This window comes from Pseudomonas cannabina, from assembly GCF_900100365.1.
Classification (GTDB): domain Bacteria; phylum Pseudomonadota; class Gammaproteobacteria; order Pseudomonadales; family Pseudomonadaceae; genus Aquipseudomonas; species Aquipseudomonas cannabina.
Genome location: NZ_FNKU01000001.1, coordinates 986,911 through 1,008,667, shown reverse-complemented (window position 1 = coordinate 1,008,667; position 21,757 = coordinate 986,911). Strand labels below are relative to the sequence as shown.

Sequence of the window (21,757 nt, the reverse complement as noted above, 5' to 3'; positions counted from 1 at the left end):
ACACCGTGCTGGCACATCTGATGGAATGGCTGAATCTCGGCGTGCGCTGGATTCACATGATTGTGGGTGTCGCCTGGATCGGCGCATCGTTCTACTTTGTCTGGCTGGAAAACAACCTCAACCGCAGCAACCCGCGCGAAGGGCTGTCGGGGGATCTGTGGGCAATCCATGGCGGTGGCATTTATCACCTGGAAAAATACAAGCTCGCGCCGCCGACCATGCCGGAGAACCTGCACTGGTTCAAATGGGAAGCCTATTCGACCTGGCTGTCCGGGGTCGCGCTGCTGTGCGTGGTGTTTTACGCCAACCCGACGCTGTACCTGCTGACACCGGGCAGCAGCCTGAGCGGCGCTGAAGGCGTGCATATCGGCCTCGGTTCGCTGTTCGTCGGCTGGTTCATCTACAGCTTTCTGTGCGACTCGCCATTAGGAAAGCGCCCTGCCCTGTTGGGCGTTGTGCTGTTCGTGCTGCTGGTGGCGGCTGCTTACGGCTTCAGCAAAATATTCAGCGGGCGCGGTGCGTACCTGCATGTCGGCGCGATCATGGGCACCATCATGGTCGGCAACGTGTTCCGCATCATCATGCCGGCCCAGCGCGCACTGGTCGCCGCCATCGCCGAAAATCGCACCCCGGACCCGAGCCTGCCCGCCAAAGGCCTGCTGCGCTCGCGGCACAACAACTACTTCACGCTGCCGGTGCTGTTCATCATGATCAGCAACCACTTTCCGAGCACCTACGGCAGCGAATACAACTGGCTGATTCTGGCGGGTATCGCGCTGCTGGCGGTGCTGGTGCGGCACTATTTCAATACCCGGCATGACAGCCATCGATTTGCCTGGACCCTGCCGGTCGCCGCGCTGGGCATGATGTGTCTGGCTTACGTCACCGGCCCGGCGCAACCTCCTGCGAAGATCGTCTATCAACCGCTGCCGGGTACCGCTGTCGGCGGGCACCGGGCCGACGAGAAACCGCCCGAGCCGGTGGCGCCGCCTGCCCAGGCAGAGCCTGCCAAACTGGCGGGCGCGGATTTCAGCAAAGTGCACGACGTGATCCAGCAGCGTTGCTCGGTCTGTCACTCGGCCACGCCGACCAGCCAACTGTTCAGCGTCGCCCCGGCAGGCGTGATGTTCGATACGCCCGAACAGATTCAGCAACAGGCGCCGCGCATCAAGGCCCAGGCGATCACGGCCCCGATCATGCCGCTGGGCAACATTACCCAGATGACCCAACAGGAACGTGACCTCGTGGGTGCCTGGATCGATCAAGGCGCACACATCAACTGACACCACGGGGCACTTGCCCTGTTTTCGCTCCAGACGCCCTGCTCTGGAGCACTTGAGCACGGCGACGCGAGTCAGTATTCTCCGCCGCCGCTGCCAACCCGCCTTCTGATTTTCCTCATCGTCAAGTCTGAGCGGGCAGCCAACGGGCTAACTGAGCATTCGGGATCCTATCCGCTCGAAATTTGACTTGAAACCGACCCGTCAGTGCCGGTTTCACGATTGGTTAAACTTTTTTCACTGATTGGCGCAGCTCTTGCTAACAACACAAAGCTGACCAGACAGACAAATAATTGCAACGACAGACAAGGCGTCATTCATAGAACGCCGGTCTGCAAAATCACGATCCATACCAAGGGGCTCACCGCATGAACCGTACGTTTTCCAGTGTGTTACTGGCCAGCAGTCTGCTGTCCACCGCACCCGCCATGGCAGAGGATATCTTCCAGTGGCAGAGCAATAGCCTGACCTATCTCAATGGACGAGACTTCACTGTCAATCCAGAGAATCAGCAGACGTTCACGTTCGAGCATGCGGACAGCTGGAAGTACGGCGACAACTTCTTTTTCGTCGACAAGATTTTCTATAACGGTAAGAAAGACGCCACGGCTGGCGATAACACGTACTACGGCGAGTTCTCGCCACGGTTGTCGCTGGGCAAGATCTTCGGTCAGAAGTTTGAATTCGGCCCGATCACTGATGTGCTGATTGCGGCAACTTACGAGTTTGGCGAAGGCGATAACGAGTCGTACCTGATCGGTCCGGCGTTCGATTTGAAGATTCCGGGTTTCGACTATTTCCAGCTGAACTTCTATCAGCGTCAGACTGAAGGCAATCGTCCGGGTGATGGCGTATGGCAGATCACTCCGGTCTGGTCCTACACCATTCCTGTCGGCAAATCGGACGTACTGATCGACGGCTTCATGGACTGGGTCGTGGACAACGACAAGAATTCACGTGGTACTTACCATTCCAACCTGCACTTCAACCCCCAGATCAAGTACGACCTGGGCAAGGCACTGAATTACCCTGAGCGTCAGCTGTATGTAGGCATCGAATACGACTACTGGACCAACAAGTACGGCATCAAGGACACCCGCTCTTTCGATACCGATCAGAACACCGCGAGTTTGCTGGTAAAAGTGTTTTTCTAAGCGCGTAATGATGTGGGTGATGACGATCGTTCCCGCACTCCGCGTTATACACAGGTCTTGAGATGACTATCATGCCGATGCTTCGCGTCGGCATGCAGTTCTCGACGCTCTGCGTCGCAAGAGGACGCAGAGCGTCGCAATCTGCGGCGCTCATGCCATCGCGATCAAAAAGCAGCCGCAATCACTCCCTCGCCGCTTTCCAGATCTTGCTTACCAGCGTCACGATCAGCACCAGCACCGCGCCAGCGATAATCCCGGCGATGGCATCGATCAGGGTCGGGACGATCATAGACAGGCCACCTACAGCAGCAGATGCTGCCTCGGTCACGCCTTCGACCCAATGGTGGGCGAACGACAGGCCGTGAACCAGAATCCCGCCCCCGACCATGAACATGGCCGCGGTACCGACGATCGACAGGACTTTCATCAATACCGGCGCCAGCCACAGCAGAGCACCGCCAATCTTTTGCGCCGCCGAACTTGCGGTCCTTTTCAGGTACAGGCCCAAATCATCGAGCTTGACGATACCCGCCACCAGTCCATAGACGCCGACGGTAATCAGGACCGCGACGATGACCAGCACGCCGACCTGATCCATGAAGGGCCGGGCCGAGACCACGCCCAGCGCCAGCACGATGATTTCTGCCGACAAAATGAAGTCCGTACGAATCGCGCCCTTGATGCGCTCTTTTTCGAACGCAACCCTGTCCACTGACGCATCCGTAGCGGCCTGCTTGCGCTGGTCGTGCTCTTCGCCGGTTTCAGGGTGCAGCCATTTATGGGCGATTTTCTCGAAGCCCTCGAAACATAGAAACGCACCGCCGACCATCAACAGCGGCAGAATAGCCCAAGGCGCAAACGCGCTGATCAGTAACGCCGCCGGCACCAGAATCGCCTTGTTGAGCAGCGATCCTTTGGCCACCGCCCAGACCACCGGCAGCTCATGATCAGCGGTGACGCCGGTGACCTGCTGGGCATTGAGCGCCAGGTCATCACCCAGCACGCCAGCGGTTTTCTTGGTGGCCAGCGCCACGTCATCCAGCAGGGTCGCAATATCGTCAAGCAGAGTAAGCAAGCTTCCAGCAGCCAAAATGAAAATCCTTGAGCAAATAAAAAACAACGGCGTTTATTGAAACACACGCCAAGGGTCAATCGTGTTGCACCAGACAACTCTGACCTTCAGCAATCACGAACGTTTGACGCCACAAGCTCCATCGCAGACACGTTGAGCAATGATCAGATCGGCAAATGCGTGGTCGACAACACCTGACGCAGGCCCATGAACGAGCGGATCTGTCTGACGCCGGGTAAATACAGCAACTGTTCGGCATGCAGGCGGTTGAAACTCTGGCTGTCTTTAGTGCGCAACAGCATGAAATAGTCGAACTCGCCGGTGACCACATGAAACTCCATGCAACCGGAAACGTTCTGCGCCGCCGCCTCGAATTGCGCAAACGAGTCCGGCGTCGAGCGGTCCAGCACGACGCCGATCAGCACCACCATCCCCGCCTCCAGCACCTCGCCGTTCAGCAGCGCGACAACGCCCTTGATAACGCCCGTTTCTTTTAACCGTTCGACACGTCTCAAACAGGCCGGCGGGCTCAGCTTGACCTTTTCCGCGAGTGCCACATTGGAGATGGAAGCATCGCGCTGCAGTGTTTTGAGGATGGCGCGGTCGATTCTGTCCAGCAGCGGTGCCGTATCAGCACCAGGCTTTTTAGTGCGTTCATTTATTGCTTTCATAGTCAATTTCACAAAATAAAAGTTCGCTTTGATACCCGGACACTAACGCTGATTTTGCAAATAGACAATTCTTTGCAACCACGATTATCGAGCGATTTTCTATGATAGGAGCCATCTCAGGCACGTCGAGTTGCGCCTGACACCTGACCTTTAACGCACGAGCCCCTTCTCAACGGAGACCCGACATGAACCTGAGCCAGTTCAAACGCTACCCTCTGACCTTCGGCCCCTCGCCCATTACCCCGCTGAAACGCCTGAGCGAGCACCTGGGTGGCAAGGTCGAGTTGTATGCCAAGCGTGAAGACTGCAACAGCGGTCTGGCCTTTGGCGGCAACAAGACCCGCAAACTGGAATACCTGGTGCCTGAAGCCATCGAGGGCGGGTACGACACGCTGGTGTCCATCGGCGGCATCCAGTCCAACCAGACCCGTCAGGTCGCGGCCGTGGCGGCGCACCTGTGCATGAAGTGCGTGCTGGTGCAGGAAAACTGGGTCAACTACTCCGATGCGCTGTACGACCGGGTTGGCAACATCGAGATGTCACGCATCATGGGCGCCGACGTCCGACTGGACTCGGCAGGCTTCGATATCGGCATTCGTCCAAGCTGGGAAAAAGCCATGGCCGATGTCGTTGAAAGCGGCGGCAAACCGTTCCCGATTCCGGCCGGTTGTTCGGAACATCCCTACGGCGGACTGGGTTTTGTGCGCTTTGCCGACGAGGTCCGTCAGCAGGAAGAAGAGTTGGGCTTCAAGTTCGACTACATCGTCGTCTGCTCGGTCACCGGCAGTACCCATGCCGGCATGCTGGTGGGCTTCGCCGCCGATGGCCGTGCACAACGGGTGATCGGCATCGATGCCTCAGCCAAACCGGACAAGACCCGCGAGCAAGTGCTGCGCATCGCCCAGAACACCGCCAGACTGGTCGACCTCGGCCGCGAAATCACTGCCGAAGACGTCGTACTCGACACCCGATACGCCTACCCCGAATACGGCCTGCCCAACGACGGTACACTGGAAGCCATCCGCCTTTGCGCGCGGCTCGAGGGTGTATTGACCGACCCGGTCTACGAAGGAAAATCCATGCACGGCATGATCGACATGGTGCGTAACGGCGAATTTCCGGAAGGCTCGAAAGTGCTCTACGCCCACCTGGGCGGCGTTCCGGCGCTGAATGCGTACAGCTTTTTGTTCAAGGATGGTTGAGGCGTCGGCGTGGTAAGCCTGAGACACAGTTGCAGCAAAACCGGCTCCGTGACTAAACCCGAAAATGCTTCTGCATCGCCTGCGCCAGCAGACTCACCGCCTCGTCGGTCTGTGACGCAGGCGCTCGCAAAAAGACGATCTCGTGCTCGGCTATTTCAGGCAGGTCACTGAGGATCTGCATGGCGTCTGTCACTCCGCTTCGATCAATGAGACTGATCGCCAGCCCCGCTTCCACGCAGGCTTTGACCGCCTGATTGGACGGGCTCTCCAGTACCACGCGGGTTTTGCGGCCATCCTGTTTGAATGTCTCCACCATCGCTTCACGATAGGGACATTGCGCGGCATGCATGGCAAGCGGCAGTGGGTCTGTCGACGCCAGCATGGTGTTTGCTGGCCCGACCCAGACGGGCCTGGTGGAGACCAGAAACACTGTTTCAGCCGTTAGTTGCCCTTTGGGCTGGGCGATGACCGCTGCCTGTAGCTTGCCGCGCAGTACCTGCTCGCGCAGGGTGAGGCTGGGCGCGGTTTTCAATTCCAGCACGACGTTGGGCCAGGCCGCCGCGAACACTGGCAGGATGTCGCGGATGACATGCACCGCGTATTCGTCCGGAACGCCTAGCGTGATGCGCCCCGCCAGATGGGTGCCATGCAGGTCGGCCAGCACCCGGTCATGGATGGACAGCAACTCGGACGTGGACAAAAGCAATCGCTTGCCCAGCGCCGTCAAGGACACCGCCTGATTGTCGCGATTGAGCAGACGCCCGCCTGCCACGGCCTCAAGCCGCTGAATATGCACGCTTACCGCCGCAGCGCTTCTGTGCAACTGCTCTGCCGCGGCGGAAAACTTACCGATTCGCGCCACGGCATGAAAGGTGCGCACCAGTTCGATGTCGAGTATCGCCGTCATTCTTTAGTATTCCTGAATAACTAATGCATATAATTTTGATTTATTAGATTACGCCGATCACTTAGCGTGTGTCGATGAATCATTACCTGTCGATCTCCCCGAACGTATCGCGGCCTGCCTGGCACCAGGCCATTCCTCTGCCCTTACTCGAGGCGGCATTGCTGCTGACCTGGAGTTCCGGCTTCGTCGGCGCGCGTTTTTCTCTGGACTATGCGCCGCCGTTGCTGGTGGTGTTCTGGCGCTGTGTGGTGGTCACCTTGATTCTGCTGCCCTTCGTGGCACGCCAACTGATAAGGATCGCGCCTGCCCTGCTGCTCAAAAATGCCGGCATTGGTCTGCTGGCAATGACCGGCTACGTGGCAGGCGTCACACAAGGTATTGCGCTGGGCGTACCGGCAGGGCTCGCGGCACTGTTGGCCGATCTGCTGCCGCTGGGCATGGCGCTGCTGGCTGCGGTATTTCTCGGGCAGCGACTGAGCTGGAAAATCTGGGCGGGACTGCTGGTGGGTCTGGTCGGCGTGGTGCTGGTCACTCACAGCGCACTGGCCTGGGGTGATGCGCCTTTATGGGCCTACGGCCTGCCCTTGCTGGGGATGTTCTCGCTGGCCATCGCGACGTTGTGGCAAAAACGCTCCAGCGCATCACCAGCGATGGACCTGCTTCCCAATCTGTGGCTGCAATGCTGTGTCTCAAGCGTCGCATTCGCCATTATTCAGGGGACACAGGGCAGTCTGGCACCGATTCCCAGCAGCGGCTTTGCACTGAGCGTGTTGTGGACGGTAGGGTTGGCGACGCTGGGAGGTTACGGGCTGTACTGGACCTGCCTGAGCCGCGCGACGGCCACCCGGGTCGCCAGCGTTCTGTACCTCAGCCCTCCTGTGACCATGCTCTGGGCCTGGGCGATGTTCGACGAACCGCTGTCCTGGCAGATCGCGTTTGGCATGGCGGTGTCTGGCCTCGGGGTGTGGATGGTTGTGCGGGCGGAGGCGCGGCAGCGTGCCTCGTGAATGCATCACGAGGCACGCTGAGCAAACGTTTAAATCCTGAAACGCGCGACCATGCTCTGCAGATTGCTGCCCAGACGAGCCAGTTCCACCGTCGACGCTGCGCTCTGCTCGGTTGCCGAGGCAGACTGGTCAGCAATGTCGCGAACGCTGAGCACGCTGCGGTTGATTTCGTCGGTCACCGCACTCTGCTGCTCGGCGGCGGCAGAGATCTGCTGGCTCATCTGCTCGATCGTACCGATCGACTGATTGATTTCCACCAGCGCCTGCTCCGCCTGGCGAGCGAGTATCACGGTGCCTTCGGTGCGTTGCAGGCTGGCGTCCATCAGGCCCGAAGCGGCACCCGTGCCCTGTTGCAGGGTCAGGATCAGTGCTTCGATTTCAGTGGTGGAGTTCTGGGTGCGCTGGGCCAGCGAGCGCACTTCGTCGGCCACCACGGCAAACCCGCGACCCTGCTCACCCGCACGCGCGGCCTCGATGGCAGCATTGAGGGCGAGCAGGTTGGTCTGTTCGGCGACCGCTTTGATCACGTCGATCACGCTGCCAATCTTGCCGCTGTCTTCGGTCAGGCGTTGCATGGCCTCACCCAGTTGTTTCACTTCACCGGCCAGTTGGCCGATTTCCCGCGTGGCGTGCTGCACCACGCTGCTGCCATGGGCGGCGCGTTCGCTGGCCTGCTTGGCGGCCCGTGAGGCATCTTCGGTGTTGCGCGCCACTTCCTGCACCGTGGACGACATCTGGTTCATGGCCGTCGCGACTTGATCCACTTCGTTTTTTTGCAGGGTGACACCGGCGCTGGTCTGTTCGCTGACTGCAGACAACTCCTCGGCGGCGGTGGCGATCTGGGTCACACCGTTGCCGATGCCGCCGATCAGGCCGCGCAGGGAAACGGTCATGTGCTGCATGGTGTTCTGCAACAGACCCAGTTCGTCCTGACGGGTCGTGTGAGTGTCCTGGGTCAGATCACCATCGGCGATCCGGCGCGCCGCGATGACCGTTTCGTTCAGTGGAACGGTGATCTGACGGGTAATCAGGAACGCAGCGAAGATGCCGATCAGCAGTACGACCACCGCGACACTCAGCAACTGCATGACAGCGGTGTTCTGTTCTTTTTTGGCACTGATCACCTGCTGGGCTGCCAGATCGTCGGCACGGGCTGCAGTCGCGATGGATTGCTGTTGCAGACTGTTACGGATCTGATCGGTTTGCTGCAGCATGTCCGAGATCGAGGTCATCAATATTTTGTACTGCTTGAGCGCGTTCAGCGCGGCATCCACAGCGGCATTTGCCTGGCTGGGCAGCTCACTGCGCGCGGCAGCGACCTGAGCGATCAGTGCGTCCGCCGCGTTATACGTGGCCTGACGGTTATCGGCAGACGGGATACTCAAGTAGCGCCGAAACACCAGGCGAAAGTTGGTCATGCCGTTACGCAGGTCGCCAGCGATCTTGACTTGCTTGATACCGGTTTCGTCCGGCGCGCGCAGGGTGTCGTCAATGGTCTTGTTCAACAGGTTCTCGAAGGTCCCGCTGACATCATCGGAAACCTTGATGATCGGTTTCAGCGCGTCATCGACCTTCTGATTGATGCCGACCAACTGTTCGAAGGTCTGCTTCAGGCCCCCTACCTGCTCCTTGATGGCGCGCAGTTTTTCCAGGTTGCTCGATACCACGAACAGCCCCAGGCCCTCATCGACGCTGCGATTCAGCGTGTCCAGTGCGCTTGCGTAAGTCTGCACGCCAGCCGGGCTCGGGCCTGTCGCGTAGGCTTGGGCAGCGATGCGGGCACTCAGCACATCAGCCTTGATTTCGGCAACCTTGCTGCTTTTGCCCATGCGCTCGATCAGCAGGTTAGTGCTGGAATAGCCGATGGCTGCGACCGTCAGTACACCCAGCAAAATAGCGGCAAAGCCTAGCCCTAGCTTCTTGCTGACCTTCAAGTTATCCAACCATTTTGCGCTCATGACGTGTATGCCTTTGATTTTCCGGAATGCCCGTGAATCGGCGCTGAGGGGGTTAACTTGATAGTTATATTCAGTTGAATGGCCGGGGAACTAATGTGGCACGCTGCAAGCACCCCGTATTCAGGGGCGATGGCGGCATCATTAAGATTTATTTAACCGATATGAAACATTGTGTTTCGGATGACCGGTGGTGTGCCACTTTGTACTGTGAAGCTCGAAAGCCTGTCGACAGATGGGTCATTTGGCGCATGCCGGGTAAAACCTGCCCTGCCCTTTGAGGTTGGAGACTGAGCACGAGGGTCATGCCGAGGCACCGTCGTACAGCCCGCTCAATCCTGCAATAACGCCTCTCTATCCAATGGTGTGTAAATATCTATTTGGCAGGCTCGCCGCTCAAGCATACTGTCTGGCTTTCCGCTATTAGTCTGACGCCATGATCCTGGCGCCCCTTGCTTATTCCTTCACGAGCTTATCTCATGAAAAAACCGGTTTCTCTGGCAACTCGTATCGGCCTGGGATTTGCTGCCGTGGTGTCGCTACTAATTTTGATCACCGCAGTGGGTATCCAGCGCGTGGGTTTTATCGACAGCACGCTGGAGGACGTCGGAGAAAATGCCGCGAAGGTTCAGCGCTATGCAATCAACTTTCGCGGCAGCGTGCACAACCGGGCGATTGCTCTGCGTGACGCGGTGCTGGTCAACAATGATCAGGACGTGGCTACCCACCTCGCAGAAATGACCCGGCTTGAAAAAGACTACGTCGACTCGGCCGTGCCAATGGACCAGCTGTTCACCAAGCCGGGCGTGACGGGCGAAGAGCGTCAGTTGCTGCGCAGCATCAAGGAAATCGAGCAGCAGACGCTGGCGTCCACCAAAAGCGTGATTGAACTGCGTCGGGCGGGTGACATTGCCGGCGCTCAGGCGTTGTTACTGCGTCAGGTTTCCGGTGATTACAGCGAGTGGCTGAAACGGGTCAACGCGCTCATCGACCATGAAGAAGCTGCGATCAGGGCGCAACTCGATGACGTGCAGGCCACCGCCAGCCAGTTCCGTGGCCTGATGCTGCTGGCCACTGCATTTGCCGTGCTGCTGAGTATCGTGCTGTCGGTATTCATCATCCGCTTTGTCAAAAAAACCCTGGGGGCAGAACCGTTCGACGTTGCCCAGGCCATCAGGCGTCTGGCCGATGGTGATCTGCAGCAGAACATCTCAACGGAGCACCCCGACAGTGTGATGGGCGTGCTGAAAACCGCGCTGGGCCGTCTTTCCGAGACAATCACCCAGGTGCGAATGGCCGCGCAGGAAGTCAGCCAGTCATCGACCGTGCTGTCGGCGGCGTCCTCGACCAACAATGCGCAGGTGATGGTGCAGACCCGCGAAGCCGAACAGGTCGCGACCGCCATCAGTCAAATGGCCGCCACGGTCAATGAAGTCTCCGGCTATGCGGCCCAGGCAGCAGATGCAGCGCGTCTGGCCGACACCGAGGTGGAAACCGGCAACAGTCTGGTGGAAGGCACGACCGCCGCCATCGAACAACTGGCGGCGACGCTGGTCGAGACGACCAACACGGTGGAACAAGTGTCCAGGCATGGCGAGCAGATCGAGACGGTCATCGAAGTGATCAACTCGATTGCTTCGCAGACCAACCTGCTGGCCCTCAACGCTGCCATCGAAGCGGCCCGCGCGGGAGAGCACGGTCGGGGCTTTGCCGTGGTGGCCGATGAAGTGCGCTCCCTGGCAACCCGTACCCAGCAGTCGACTCAGGAAATTCAAGCGATGATCAGCACGCTTCAGGGCGGCACGGAAACCGCCGCGCAGAACATGCGTGACAGTTGCGAACTGGTCAACAAGGCCGTGGCGCAGACGCGTAATGCGCAGAGCGCTCTGTCGAAAATCAGCAAGGAGGTCGGCGCGATCAACCACATGAACGCGCAGATCGCCAGCGCTTCAATCCAGCAAAGCTCGGTGGCCGAAGAGGTGGCGATGAATATCAACAGCATCCATGACTCGACACTCAAGTCGGCCAGTGGCTCTCAGCAAGTTGCAACCGCCAGCGAAGACCTGGCACTGCTCGCGGACCGCCTGACGCAGAAAGTGGCGTTTTTCAAAGCGGGCTGATGGCTGGACTGTCTCAACCTGCGCAGGTGACTCGCTTTGACCTACGCAGCGACATGCCCACCGTCGCCACAGACAGCGCGGCACACACCGCGCCGGTCACTATCGCAGCGCTGAAGCCTGCACCTTCGGACACTAGCCCGCCGATGAAGGCACCGCCGCCAATCGACAGGTTCACCACACAGACCAGCAGCGCCTGAACCCCTTCCACACGTCCGTTCGAGGCGTCGAAACACCATATTTGCGTGGTGATCGGAATCATCCCGAAAGCAAATCCCCAAACCAGAATGACGGGCCAGAGCAGCCAGGGAATACCGACGAACAGCAGCAAGGCAGTCAATGACCCCAGCATCAGCAAGGTCATGATCAAAACCGAGGACGGCGCATTTCTGGCCGCCATCGCACCGCCCGCCAGATTGCCTGCAACCGCCGCGAGGCCGAAAGCAAACAGCAACAATCCCAGCGCCTGACCTTTTATGTTTGCGGCGTCCTGCACGAAGGGGGCAAGGTAGGTGTAGGCCGCGAAGTGCCCGACATAGATCAGCAATGCGGCAGCGAACATGCAGCGGATCTTTTGCTCGCCTGCCAGCGAAAGCATCTGGCTGAGACCGGCAGAACGCTCGCCCGGCAACGCAGGCAGCAGCGTTGTAATCAGCATGCCCACCATCACTGTCACGACCGCCGCCGTTTCGAACGCGGTGCGCCAGCCAAAGGCCTCGCCGATCAAGGTGCCGGCAGGTATCCCGGCGACTGTGCCAATCGAGACGCCCGCGAGGACATAGGCCGTTGCCTTCACGCCCTCCCTGCCCGGCCTCAATCGAGGCCCGAGCGAGCCGGCAATCGTCCAGAACCCTCCCAATGCGAAGCCGAGCAACACCGTGGCAGCCAGGGTCAGCCAGAACTGTTCCGAGAACGCCACGATCAGGTTGGAGGCCAGCAATATCGACAAGAGGCCGAGCAATAGACGTTTGCGGTCGACATGGCTAAACAGGGCGATACAGGAAGGCGCAGAAATCGCTGCGAGAAGCCCGCGTACAGCCATCATCAAGCCAGCGTGGCTGACCGTCGTTTCAAGATCACGAGCGATATCGGGCAACAGCCCTACGGGGAGAAATTCAGTGGTGACGGTGGCAAACGATCCGAGCGATACGCTGCCGACGGCCCACCATGAAGCGGGCCGGGTTTCGAGGTTTGCAGCAGTTTCAAAGCGACTCACAGCAGTTCCAGAATTCAGGTTTTTCGGCAACGGGCCGGTTTGGCCAGTGCATGGGTGCGAACAACCCTAACGTGTAAGCGGGTGCTGAATCCACCTTGTAGAACGTGTGGAGAATGCAGCTCGCGATGGTCTGCTTCGCAAAAGAGGACGCGGAGCGTCCGGAAAGGCATGCGACGCGGAGCGTCGCACGATAGTTGAGATTATCGTTCCGCACGCTCCAGCGTGTGGAATGCAGCTCGCAACGCTCTGCGTCGCAAAAGAGCACGCAGAACGTCTGGACCGGCATGCGACGCAGAGCGTCGCATGATAGTCGAGAACAACGTAAGCCCGGTTATTTATTACGGGTCACTCTCCAGACGGTGTTAGCCAGGTCGTCAGCGATGATCAGTGCACCGCGCGGGTCAACCGTGACACCCACTGGCCGACCGCGAGTCTTGCCGTCAGCACCGCGGAAGCCTGTCGCGAAGTCCACCGGCTCACCTGCGGGGCGGCCATTGGTGAACGGAACGAAGATCACCTTGTAGCCGACCGGGTTGTCGCGGTTCCAGCTGCCGTGCTCACCGACAAAGACGCCGTCGGCAAACTTATCACCCATGGCCGGAATGGAGAACGACACGCCCAGCGCGGCAACGTGTGAGCCCAGGCTGTAATCAGGCTTGATCGCCGCCGCGACTTTGGCTGGATTTTGCGGCTGGGCACGGGTGTCCACGTTCTGGCCCCAATAGCTGTAAGGCCAACCGTAGAAGGCCCCCTCTTTCACCGAGGTCAGATAATCCGGAACCAGGTCAGGCCCCAGTTCGTCACGCTCGTTGACCACCGTCCACAACTGCCCGGTGCCCGGCTGAATAGCCAGAGCAGTCGAGTTACGCAGGCCAGTCGCATACGGTTTGTGAGCGCCCGACGCAGCGTCGATCTGCCAGACCATCGCGCGATCGATCTCGACTTCCATGCCGCGCTCGGTCACGTTACTGTTCGAACCGATGCCGACGTACAGGAAGCGTCCATCAGGGCTGACGGTCAGCGCTTTGGTCCAGTGGTGGTTGATTGCCGACGGCAGGTCAGTCACCTTGACCGGCTCGCCGCTCGCCTTGGTCTGGCCGTCCTGATAATCGAAGCTGACCAGCGCATCCTGATTGGCGACATACAGTTTGCCGTTCGCAAACGCCAAGCCATAAGGTGCATTGAGGTTTTCAGCAAAGACGGTCTTCAATTCATACTTGCCGTCACCATCCGCGTCACGCAACAGCGTCAGGCGATTGCCACCTTTGACTTTGGTGTTGCCCTGCGCCTTGATGACACTCGCGATCACATCCTTGGGTTTGAGCTTGGCAGCACTACCGCCGCGCCCTTCAGCAATGATGATGTCGCCGTTCGGCAGCACGATGGACTGACGCGGAATACTCAGATCGGTGGCAATCGCCGTAATGCTGAAACCTTCAGGCACAGTCGGCTTCTGATCGCCCCAGGCAACCGGGTCGGCGATTTTCATGCTGGGCAACAGGCCACGTTGCGGCTCGGGCAGCTTAGGGTCCGGGCCGCGTGCCTGGGTGCTGTCCGCCTCGCCACCACATGCGCTCAACAACAGCGCCATGCTCAATGCAGTCAGTGCGTGGATATGTCTCATTCTGCACCTCCGGAACGCAGGCTGGTCAGCCCGGTCCACGTCGCAACGCAGGCCAGAACAGTAACGATGACTGACAGAATCAGGCCCGACGGCATGACCGCCCAGGCATCTTTGGCGTGTTCGAACGCGTTGACCAGCCCCAGCAAAAAAGTCGCCAGCAACAGCAGGAAGTACGCCACGGGACGCCCTGCCTTGTGAGTGGCACGGATCAGATTTGCCAGCGCAAACAGCAGCGCCAGCCCGCAGAACAACAGGCCCCCGGCAATCAACCAGGCCGCAAAGTTGCTCCATTGAATCTGAAAGGTCTGGTAGTAAGCGATATCACTCAGCAATCCGCCGAGAAACAACGGGACAGTGCCTGCCAGCAAGGTCGCGTGTAGCGGGCCCGGCGTGCAGCGGTAGACGGGATGGGTGGTAACGGTCATGACAGCTCCTTATCGTTCGGCGACCCTGGATCGATACTCAGTGCGAATGCACTGGCCTGTCGGGGTCACGCTGACTGCGCATAAGGAAGGATCATGTTGCTGAACCGATAGTTCAGCGCTTTTCATTTCGAAATATTTTGAAAGCGTTACGGGCTGACCGACGACTTGTTCCGACGGCACCGTTCCGAGCAGTAGCGAACCTCGTCCCAGCAACGCGCCCACTTCTTGCGCCAAGTGAACGGCAGCCCGCACACCACGCAGGTTTTGACCGGCAGCTCACTCTTTTTCAAAGCGCCTCTCCAGCATCCAGTCTGGCCAGCAGATGCTCGCCCCGCGCCCACAATGCCTGTTGCTTGGGCTCCGCCATACGGTCGAGATTTTTATAGATAATCGCCATGCGCTGATTGCGACGCAAAAGGTCACCATGGCGCATCAGAAAATGCCAGTACAGCGCGTTGAATGGACAGGCATCGTCGGTCGTGCTTTCAGTCACTTTGTACGCACAGCCACGGCAATAATCGGACATGCGCTTTATGTACTGGCCGCTGGCACAATAAGGCTTGGAGCCCAGATAACCGCCGTCGGCGTGCATGACCATGCCCAGCGTATTGGGCAACTCGACCCAGTCGAAGGCGTCCATGTAGATCGCCAGATACCACTCGCAGATCTGCTCCGGCACGATACCGGCGAGCAAGGCAAAGTTGCCAGTCACCATCAGGCGCTGAATGTGGTGGGCGTAGGCATGCTTCAGGCTCTGGCCAATCGCCTGGCTCATACAGTTCATCTTTGTTTCGCCGGTCCAGTAAAACTCCGGGAGCGGTCGACTGTTGCCGAACAGATTACCGCTCGCATAATCAGGCATCTTCAGCCAGTAAACGCCGCGCACATACTCGCGCCAGCCAATCAACTGACGGATAAAACCTTCGGCGGCATTCAGCGCCACCCTGCCCGACCAATACGCCGACTCGACGTCGCTGCAAATCTGGCGCAGGTCCAGCAGACCGATGTTCAACGCGGCACTGATCCGCGCATGAAACAGAAAGGGCTCATCAGTGGCCATGGCGTCCTGATAATCGCCAAACCCTGCCAGGCCGAAATCCAGGAAGTATTCCCACAGCGCCTGAGCATCGACGTGTGTGACCGGATAGTCGAAGGCCTCCAGCGAACCGTAATGGCTGGCGAAGCGCTCCCCCACCAGGACCAGCACATCGCGCGTGATGGCATCCGCGGAAAAACGCATCGGATAAGGCGCCGCCATGCCCTTGGGCAGCGCCTTGCGATTTTCCGCATCGAAATTCCATGCTCCCCCGACCGGCGTGCCGTCGCCATTCAACAGCAGCCTGCTCTTGCGGCGCATCTCGCGGTAAAAAAACTCCATGCGCAGTTGCTTCTTGCCGTGCGCCCACGATGAGAACTCTTCACGGGAACAAAGAAAACGCGTGTCGACATGCCAGTGGATCGGCAAGCCGCAGTCCTTGATAGACTGCTCCAGCCGCCAATCACCGCACTCGGTAACGTGCAACTCGTCAGCGTTCAACAAGGCCTGCCAACGACGCAATTCGCCGGGCACCGAACCTGTGTTTTCCGGATCATCGAGCGTCACGTACTGCACCCGAACTCCACGCTCGCGCAACGCCTCGGCAAAATGACGCATGGCACTGAAGATCAACGCGATTTTCTGCGGATGATGCGGCACATGACTCGCCTCGTCCATCACCTCGACCAGCAAGACCGTGTTGTGCTCGGGGTTCAGGTCTTGCAGGGAGGCGAGGTCGAAGGAGAGCTGGTCGCCGAGAACGAGGTGGAGGCGATGGGTTTGGGTCATTGACTGATGCTCCGCACGGCTTGGACAAGCAACTGAAGAGGCGCGACGGTAAGAATGCTTGCCATGGGATCTGTCCGATGAAATGTTTGAAGCGTCGACGGGCTAATGCTGACGCATGCAGGCGTGTAAACCGGAGCACGCTACCCAGCAGCCACAGCCACAGCCACAGCCACAGCCAAAAACTTGTACCAATGTAATTTCATGTACAAGATTTTCATAGCGGTTTTTGATGGCTCACATGCCATGGCCCGCTCTTGCGTGACATGCGAAACACCCTCTGCAAGACAAAACCTCCCGGAACCCGGGTTTTGAGGCCGCCTTCTGCGCCTCCCTGACCAGACCTTTGTTCGCAGCCACCTGAATGCACGCGCGCTTCAAATGTGAAAATTTTGTCAACTATTTGGCCGAAGTGTCTTTTTCTGGCTGAAACAACCTGTCACACTAATGCGAACAGTTATCAACATTATTATCATCCAGCCACGGACGGCTTCAGGGAGTGTCGGGTTCATGCCGGGGCAACAATCGCAAAGCCGTTTTCTTTTCACCCCAGCCCTGCTGACAATGGGCATCTGGCTCGCAACCTCTCAAACGGCCTACGCCGCGCAAGTACAAGACGCCGAAGCCGCGCCAGTCACGACGATGGAACTGGGCGCTACGCAAATCAGCAGCGATCAGTTGGGCTCGACCACCGAGGGCAGCGAGTCCTACACCACGGGGCCCATGCAGACGGCGACGAAATTGCCGCTGAGCATTCGTGAAACCCCACAGTCGGTGACCGTTGTCACTCGGCAGCGTATGGACGATCAGGCCATGACCAGCATCAACGATGTGGTCAGGTACACGCCCGGTCTGTTTCTCGATCAATCCAGCGGGCCCGGCCGTCAAACCTACACGTCACGCGGTTTCGATATCGACAACATCATGTACGACGGCCTGCCCGCCTCGTACTCGGGCTACACCGCAGGCGTGCAGCCGAACCTGGCCATGTTCGATCACGTGGAAGTGATTCGTGGCGCGACCGGTCTGATCACCGGCGCGGGCAATCCCTCGGCAGCGATCAACATGGTGCGCAAACGCCCTACCGCCACTACGCAGGTCAGCCTTACCGGCACAGTTGGAAGCTGGGACGATTACCGCGGCGTCTTTGATGCTTCCGGCCCGTTGAACGGCAGCCGCACGGTGCGCGGACGGATCGTAGGTTCTTATCAGGACGCGAACAGCTTCCGCGACAAGGAAAAAAGTGACCATGGCGTGTTCTACGGCGTGGTCGAAGCGGACCTGACGGATGCGACCACGGCGACCTTTGGCCTGTCGCGTCAGGAAGACCAGACCAACCTGTTCTGGGGCGGTCTGCCGCTGGGCACGGATGGCCACCACTTGAACCTGTCGCGCTCGACCTATCCCGGTTCCGACTGGGAAAACAAGAAAATCCAGATCGACACGGTGTTCGGTGAGCTGGAGCATCGCTTCGACAACGACTGGAAACTGCGCGTCGCAGGCTCCAGTTCCTCGCTGGACGGCCTGTTTTCGGGCACCTATCTCTCTCGCTACAACGGCCCGCTGGAGACCACGGCCTATCAGTCAAAGGCGGATGAACAGCAGACCGCGTTCGATGTCTATGCCAGCGGCCCGGTCGAAGCCTTTGGCCGCACCCATGAAGTGGTGGTCGGCACCAGCAGGCGCGTCTATGACAAGACCAGCAAGGAATACAGCCCTTACGATACCGGCCTGCCCATCGGTGCGCCGAAGCCGGACTTCGTTCGCGATGGCAAAATCCATAACATCGCCACGCAGGATGCGGTGTACCTCACCACCCGCCTGAGCCTCGCCGATCCGCTGACGCTGATTCTTGGCGGCCGTCTGGACTGGTACGACTACGACGACCGCTCGGGCGACGAAGACTTCAAAGTCACCCGCAACCTGACACGCTACGCGGGCCTGATCTACAAACTGGATGAGCAGCATTCCGTGTACGCCAGTTACACCGACATCTTCAACCCGCAGAACTATCAGGACCTGTCCGGCAAAGTGCTCGACCCGGTGGTGGGCGAGAATTATGAAGTCGGTATCAAGGGCGAGTACTTCAACGGCGCGCTCAACGCCAGCCTGGCGGTGTTTCAGATCGACCAGAAAAACCTCGCAACGCAGGCGTCCACCCAGCAGGGCTGCGCGGTACTGACGTGTTACGACGCCGCCGGACTGGTGCGCAGCCAGGGTATCGAACTGGAACTGCAAGGCGCACTGACCGAGAACTGGCAGGTCGGCGCAGGCTATACCTACGCCCGTACCCACTACCTCAAGGACTTCGATCCGACGAAAGAAAATCAGCGCTTTAACACCGACACCCCCGAGCATCTGTTCAAGCTCTCGACGGTCTATCGCCTGCAGGGCGCTCTGGAAAAAATGCGTGTCGGCGGCAACGTTTACTGGCAGAGCCGCATGTACCACGACATCGCCCTTACCGACAGCAGCTATCGTCTGGAACAGGGCAGCTACGCAGTCGCCGATCTGATGGCCGGTTATCAGGTCAGCAAGCACCTGGATCTGCAACTGAACGCCAACAACATCTTCGACCGCGTGTACTACACCGCGATAGGCAGCAGCAGCGTCTGGGGTTCGACTGATACCTACGGCAACCCGCGCAGCTATGCGTTGACGGCGAAGTACAGTTTTTGACTGGAAACACGTCGCTACCGGGCAGGCTCGGTAGCGACGTGAACAGTGTCTCGCCTACACCCCAAACACTTTAGCCATAGCGCCCAGCCATGGCAGTTGTTCATTGCTGCAACGCTCAGCGAGTTCATGTACAGGAATTTCAATAATGCCGATACATGAAACGGTTGGAACTTAGATAGGGTGTCGTACCACTCATCGGGATCACTGTCTAAGGGGACTCCATGAAAAACTCATTTGACCGCTTAATCGACGGGCTCGCAAAAGACTATGGCATGCCTGGTTTTCCTGAGAAAAAACATGAGCACGAAATTTATTGTTTTGAATTCAAGACCGGCGTCTCAATCAAAATTTACCAAGACACATTTCGCTGGGTGTATTTCGTGGCCGAAATCGGTCAGCTCCACGAAACCAATGCCGATGCGTTGATGAGCATGCTTTATCTCAACAGTTTCAGTTTTAGAACGCCTTTTTTTACACTGGGTTTGAACAGTAAAAAAATTGGCGAGTTACATGCGCGCACCCCTTTGGTGGAGGTTGATAACGTCCAGATGCGAGAGATATTTGAGAACTTGCTAGGCATAGCAGCTGACATTAAAAAATCGTTCGGCTTTGATTGAGAGGTATTGTCTATGGGTAATGTTTGTGGCACTTCCGGCTCCCATTATGTATACAGTCCGCCAGTCAGCCCTCGACACGTATCGGGTTCGTTCACACCGGCGCACAGTGTAAGCGGCCAAACCCTGACCTCGGCGTATCAACTTTCCGCCGAGGCACGAGATGATTTTCTTGATCGCTCTGACCAGATGCGAAACCTAGGGAGACGCTGATTTATTCGATTTTTCGTCCCTGCAACGCTCTGGAGGCCTTGATTTATCTGGGGGCAACAGCTGGGTTTTAGAATAAATCAGCGTCTCCCTAGGCCTGAACTCGGAAACGCCGCTTCGCAGGACAACGGATACCCGCTGGCGCAATGTTATTGCGCAAGTAAGAAATCCTGACAAAGATCCGCGCATCGACCATCTGCTGACAATGGCAGAAGAGATCTACAAAGCATCAAGCACGTTCAGAAAAAGAATGAACACCGTTGCGGGCGAAGGGGGTGTCACGATAAGGATCGTGCCAGACAGTGAGATCGGTCATTCCTTTGGGCATGCCGCAACAGTACCGGCAACTCGGTCTATTGCCTTGACAGAGACAACAGCAAGCAACGTTCAAGGAAGCCACTATCAATCGCTCAATATATTATTGGTTGAACTCTCCAACCTGAGCCGGGCCAAGGAAATTGCGGAGATCCGCTCCAGCTTCCAGCAGGGACGAATAGGTCAGCGGCGCGCGGCTCATAACGCCGAAAGAGCAGAGTATGGAACGATCGAAGACATGGTCAACTATTTTAAGGAGGCTCGACCTGTCATAGAATCACTGGGCTATGGGAATCCGTCGATGTGGTACGCCACACACGACTACGGCGGCGGAATCGTGCCAGTTTACCGATCATTCGAAGATTACTACGCAACAGCGCTTTCAAGCGGCCATACCGACGTTCACCTTAACAACTATTCTCGGTCTGATGGATAGCTGCGTTGGAGGTCGCGGGTGATCGTGGACACCACGGTGCAGGAAAAGGCGATGACCTGTCCAATCGACAGTCGTCTGCTTGATGTATAGGAATTTCAATGATGCCCATACGAAAAGGCCCCTCGGCGTGATACCAACGTGGCGCTGAGGCTGGGTGTTTCGTGAATGTCAGGTGCACCTCTCCCGCATCAGTCCCGCACGTACCTCAATTGCGCGATGTTTTGGGCATTGTTGACCAAGCCCTGCACTGTCAGACCCACCACCGCCCCGGTATAAACCATCCGCGCTCCGCACAGCACGCAGCTGAACGGATCACGGTTTAAAAATCCTTTGCTCATCTGCGCAACCTGGCCGCTGCGATATCGCTCGGGCTGATTGTACAGGTCGAGTTCCCCCTCAGCAGGTGGCCCGCGTGCTGACATTGACGCTGGCCGCCGGTATTCAAGGGCTGGCCATACTTGCGCTCATCCGCGGTGCGCGCTCGTCTGCAAAGGACAATTAACCGCAAAAACAGAGCGAACACTCTGTTTTGATAAAAGAATAATAATTTCTTTTAAACCAATAAAGATGGTGACTTATTGCGGTAAAAAACAAAAAACCATTAAATTAAATCGAATTTAGCAAACAAATCAAGATCACAAAAAATCAATTTTCAGCTATTTAAAATCGCATTCGTGTATTTTTATTCCTCTGTAGTTTTTGCTCATCACCTGTATTTGAAACTATCCGCTAACTGTCCTGAGCTGCTGGCGGACCTACCCATGTGCCTCACACTTCTATTCGGAGATTGTCCCGATGGCCAGACGCTTGCTGCCTGTTGTTGCCACCTTGCTGACTTGCCTCAGCGCCTTTTCCGTGTCCGCCGCTGACAAGGATAACCCTCTGCCCGAGACATCCAGCGAGCGCCGCGTGCAGGTCGATACCCAGCGCGAGCGCATCACCGGGGCTGATAGCGCCGCTCAAAAAACACCCGGCGGCGCTCAGACCATTGTCGATGCCCCGATCGAGACGGCAGACGCCCCCGCCGGCAATGAAAAGCGTTGAGCCGGTC

General features: G+C 58.1%; 18 protein-coding genes and 3 pseudogenes. 10 read left to right on the top strand and 11 right to left on the bottom strand.

Features of this window, described 5'->3' with window-relative positions; genetic code table 11:
* The first annotated feature begins 5 nt into the window (after positions 1–5).
* Together BLT55_RS04780 and BLT55_RS04775 are read left to right on the top strand one after the other, a co-directional pair.
* Positions 6–1,283 (top strand): urate hydroxylase PuuD, encoded by a 1,278-nt coding sequence (locus tag BLT55_RS04780; RefSeq protein ID WP_054999071.1) that lies wholly within the window; start codon positions 6–8, stop codon positions 1,281–1,283.
* A gap of 365 nt (positions 1,284–1,648) precedes the next feature.
* Positions 1,649–2,434 (top strand): outer membrane protein OmpK, encoded by a 786-nt coding sequence (locus BLT55_RS04775; RefSeq protein WP_054999070.1) that lies wholly within the window; start codon positions 1,649–1,651, stop codon positions 2,432–2,434.
* A gap of 181 nt (positions 2,435–2,615) precedes the next feature.
* Here the strand turns inward: BLT55_RS04775 and BLT55_RS04770 are convergent, their stop codons facing one another.
* A complete protein-coding gene (locus BLT55_RS04770; RefSeq protein WP_054999069.1) occupies positions 2,616–3,524 on the bottom strand; it encodes a DUF808 domain-containing protein in 909 nt (302 codons plus the stop codon).
* A 146-nt stretch (positions 3,525–3,670) separates the two neighbouring features.
* Positions 3,671–4,177, bottom strand: a complete 507-nt coding sequence (locus BLT55_RS04765) for an Lrp/AsnC family transcriptional regulator (protein ID WP_007251130.1) — start codon at positions 4,175–4,177, stop codon at positions 3,671–3,673.
* A 185-nt stretch (positions 4,178–4,362) separates the two neighbouring features.
* Between BLT55_RS04765 and BLT55_RS04760 the strand changes: the two genes are divergently transcribed.
* Entirely contained in the window at positions 4,363–5,379 is a 1,017-nt protein-coding gene (locus tag BLT55_RS04760; protein WP_054999068.1) for a 1-aminocyclopropane-1-carboxylate deaminase, read from the top strand.
* Between the two features lie 52 nt (positions 5,380–5,431).
* Here BLT55_RS04760 and BLT55_RS04755 read toward each other — a convergent pair whose 3' ends face one another.
* Entirely contained in the window at positions 5,432–6,286 is an 855-nt protein-coding gene (locus BLT55_RS04755; protein WP_054999067.1) for a LysR family transcriptional regulator, read from the bottom strand.
* A 74-nt stretch (positions 6,287–6,360) separates the two neighbouring features.
* Between BLT55_RS04755 and BLT55_RS04750 the strand changes: the two genes are divergently transcribed.
* A complete protein-coding gene (locus BLT55_RS04750) occupies positions 6,361–7,293 on the top strand; it encodes a DMT family transporter (RefSeq protein ID WP_054999066.1) in 933 nt (310 codons plus the stop codon).
* 29 nt (positions 7,294–7,322) lie between these two features.
* Here BLT55_RS04750 and BLT55_RS34655 read toward each other — a convergent pair whose 3' ends face one another.
* Both BLT55_RS34655 and BLT55_RS34650 read right to left on the bottom strand, forming a co-directional pair.
* Positions 7,323–8,027: a methyl-accepting chemotaxis protein gene (locus BLT55_RS34655; RefSeq protein ID WP_371745372.1), complete on the bottom strand. Its 705-nt coding sequence runs from the start codon at positions 8,025–8,027 to the stop codon at positions 7,323–7,325.
* 201 nt (positions 8,028–8,228) lie between these two features.
* Positions 8,229–9,122, bottom strand: a pseudogene (locus BLT55_RS34650) (methyl-accepting chemotaxis protein); the annotation flags it as partial.
* Positions 9,123–9,727: 605 nt separating this feature from the next.
* Between BLT55_RS34650 and BLT55_RS04740 the strand changes: the two are divergent.
* Positions 9,728–11,368 carry a methyl-accepting chemotaxis protein gene (locus tag BLT55_RS04740; RefSeq protein WP_054999065.1) on the top strand — a complete coding sequence of 547 codons (1,641 nt, stop codon included), beginning with the start codon at positions 9,728–9,730 and terminating at the stop codon, positions 11,366–11,368.
* Positions 11,369–11,381: 13 nt separating this feature from the next.
* On the opposite strand, the gene BLT55_RS04735 is transcribed toward BLT55_RS04740, so the two are convergent.
* The 5 genes from BLT55_RS04735 to BLT55_RS04715 all read right to left on the bottom strand — a co-directional run bounded on the left by BLT55_RS04735 (position 11,382) and on the right by BLT55_RS04715 (position 16,455).
* Complete coding sequence (locus tag BLT55_RS04735; protein WP_054999064.1) at positions 11,382–12,581, bottom strand: MFS transporter; 1,200 nt, start codon at positions 12,579–12,581, stop codon at positions 11,382–11,384.
* 331 nt (positions 12,582–12,912) lie between these two features.
* Positions 12,913–14,205 (bottom strand): PQQ-dependent sugar dehydrogenase, encoded by a 1,293-nt coding sequence (locus BLT55_RS04730; RefSeq protein WP_054999063.1) that lies wholly within the window; start codon positions 14,203–14,205, stop codon positions 12,913–12,915.
* The gene (locus tag BLT55_RS04725) at positions 14,202–14,630 is read right to left on the bottom strand and encodes a DUF2231 domain-containing protein (RefSeq protein WP_007251122.1); all 429 of its coding nucleotides are present in this window, start codon (positions 14,628–14,630) and stop codon (positions 14,202–14,204) included. The genes BLT55_RS04730 and BLT55_RS04725 overlap by 4 nt, the downstream gene beginning before the upstream one ends.
* 146 nt (positions 14,631–14,776) lie before the next feature.
* Entirely contained in the window at positions 14,777–14,920 is a 144-nt protein-coding gene (locus BLT55_RS04720; protein WP_074800116.1) for a DUF2256 domain-containing protein, read from the bottom strand.
* Complete coding sequence (locus BLT55_RS04715; RefSeq protein ID WP_054999062.1) at positions 14,917–16,455, bottom strand: cryptochrome/photolyase family protein; 1,539 nt, start codon at positions 16,453–16,455, stop codon at positions 14,917–14,919. The genes BLT55_RS04720 and BLT55_RS04715 overlap by 4 nt, the downstream gene beginning before the upstream one ends.
* Before the next feature lie 507 nt (positions 16,456–16,962).
* Here BLT55_RS04715 and BLT55_RS04710 point away from each other — a divergent pair.
* The 4 genes and pseudogenes from BLT55_RS04710 (at position 16,963) to BLT55_RS04695 (ending at position 20,706) form a co-directional block, all read left to right on the top strand.
* Positions 16,963–19,131: a TonB-dependent siderophore receptor gene (locus tag BLT55_RS04710; RefSeq protein ID WP_054999061.1), complete on the top strand. Its 2,169-nt coding sequence runs from the start codon at positions 16,963–16,965 to the stop codon at positions 19,129–19,131.
* 221 nt (positions 19,132–19,352) lie between these two features.
* Complete coding sequence (locus tag BLT55_RS04705) at positions 19,353–19,748, top strand: CesT family type III secretion system chaperone (RefSeq protein ID WP_054999060.1); 396 nt, start codon at positions 19,353–19,355, stop codon at positions 19,746–19,748.
* A 12-nt stretch (positions 19,749–19,760) separates the two neighbouring features.
* Positions 19,761–19,949, top strand: a pseudogene (locus BLT55_RS33865) (type III effector HopF2); the annotation flags it as partial.
* An 85-nt stretch (positions 19,950–20,034) separates the two neighbouring features.
* Positions 20,035–20,706, top strand: coding sequence for a type III effector HopF2 (locus tag BLT55_RS04695; protein ID WP_235810139.1), 672 nt, complete (start codon positions 20,035–20,037; stop codon positions 20,704–20,706).
* 188 nt (positions 20,707–20,894) lie between these two features.
* Here BLT55_RS04695 and BLT55_RS31625 read toward each other — a convergent pair.
* A pseudogene (locus BLT55_RS31625) lies at positions 20,895–21,050 on the bottom strand (IS91 family transposase); the annotation flags it as partial.
* Between the two features lie 451 nt (positions 21,051–21,501).
* Here BLT55_RS31625 and BLT55_RS04690 point away from each other — a divergent pair.
* The gene (locus BLT55_RS04690; RefSeq protein WP_054079527.1) at positions 21,502–21,750 is read left to right on the top strand and encodes a hypothetical protein; all 249 of its coding nucleotides are present in this window, start codon (positions 21,502–21,504) and stop codon (positions 21,748–21,750) included.
* The last annotated feature ends 7 nt before the right edge of the window (positions 21,751–21,757 follow it).

What these genes read in the sequence shown, in the direction of transcription:
- BLT55_RS04765 (WP_007251130.1), bottom strand. Translation starts at nt 4,177, where the DNA reads ATGAAAGCAATAAATGAACGCACTAAAAAGCCTGGTGCTGATACGGCA.
- BLT55_RS04730 (WP_054999063.1), bottom strand. Translation starts at nt 14,205, where the DNA reads ATGAGACATATCCACGCACTGACTGCATTGAGCATGGCGCTGTTGTTG.
- BLT55_RS04775 (WP_054999070.1), top strand. Translation starts at nt 1,649, where the DNA reads ATGAACCGTACGTTTTCCAGTGTGTTACTGGCCAGCAGTCTGCTGTCC.
- BLT55_RS04725 (WP_007251122.1), bottom strand. Translation starts at nt 14,630, where the DNA reads ATGACCGTTACCACCCATCCCGTCTACCGCTGCACGCCGGGCCCGCTA.
- BLT55_RS04750 (WP_054999066.1), top strand. Translation starts at nt 6,361, where the DNA reads ATGAATCATTACCTGTCGATCTCCCCGAACGTATCGCGGCCTGCCTGG.
- BLT55_RS04715 (WP_054999062.1), bottom strand. Translation starts at nt 16,455, where the DNA reads ATGACCCAAACCCATCGCCTCCACCTCGTTCTCGGCGACCAGCTCTCC.
- BLT55_RS04690 (WP_054079527.1), top strand. Translation starts at nt 21,502, where the DNA reads ATGGCCAGACGCTTGCTGCCTGTTGTTGCCACCTTGCTGACTTGCCTC.
- BLT55_RS04710 (WP_054999061.1), top strand. Translation starts at nt 16,963, where the DNA reads ATGCCGGGGCAACAATCGCAAAGCCGTTTTCTTTTCACCCCAGCCCTG.
- BLT55_RS04760 (WP_054999068.1), top strand. Translation starts at nt 4,363, where the DNA reads ATGAACCTGAGCCAGTTCAAACGCTACCCTCTGACCTTCGGCCCCTCG.
- BLT55_RS04740 (WP_054999065.1), top strand. Translation starts at nt 9,728, where the DNA reads ATGAAAAAACCGGTTTCTCTGGCAACTCGTATCGGCCTGGGATTTGCT.
- BLT55_RS34655 (WP_371745372.1), bottom strand. Translation starts at nt 8,027, where the DNA reads ATGTCGTCCACGGTGCAGGAAGTGGCGCGCAACACCGAAGATGCCTCA.
- BLT55_RS04705 (WP_054999060.1), top strand. Translation starts at nt 19,353, where the DNA reads ATGAAAAACTCATTTGACCGCTTAATCGACGGGCTCGCAAAAGACTAT.
- BLT55_RS04755 (WP_054999067.1), bottom strand. Translation starts at nt 6,286, where the DNA reads ATGACGGCGATACTCGACATCGAACTGGTGCGCACCTTTCATGCCGTG.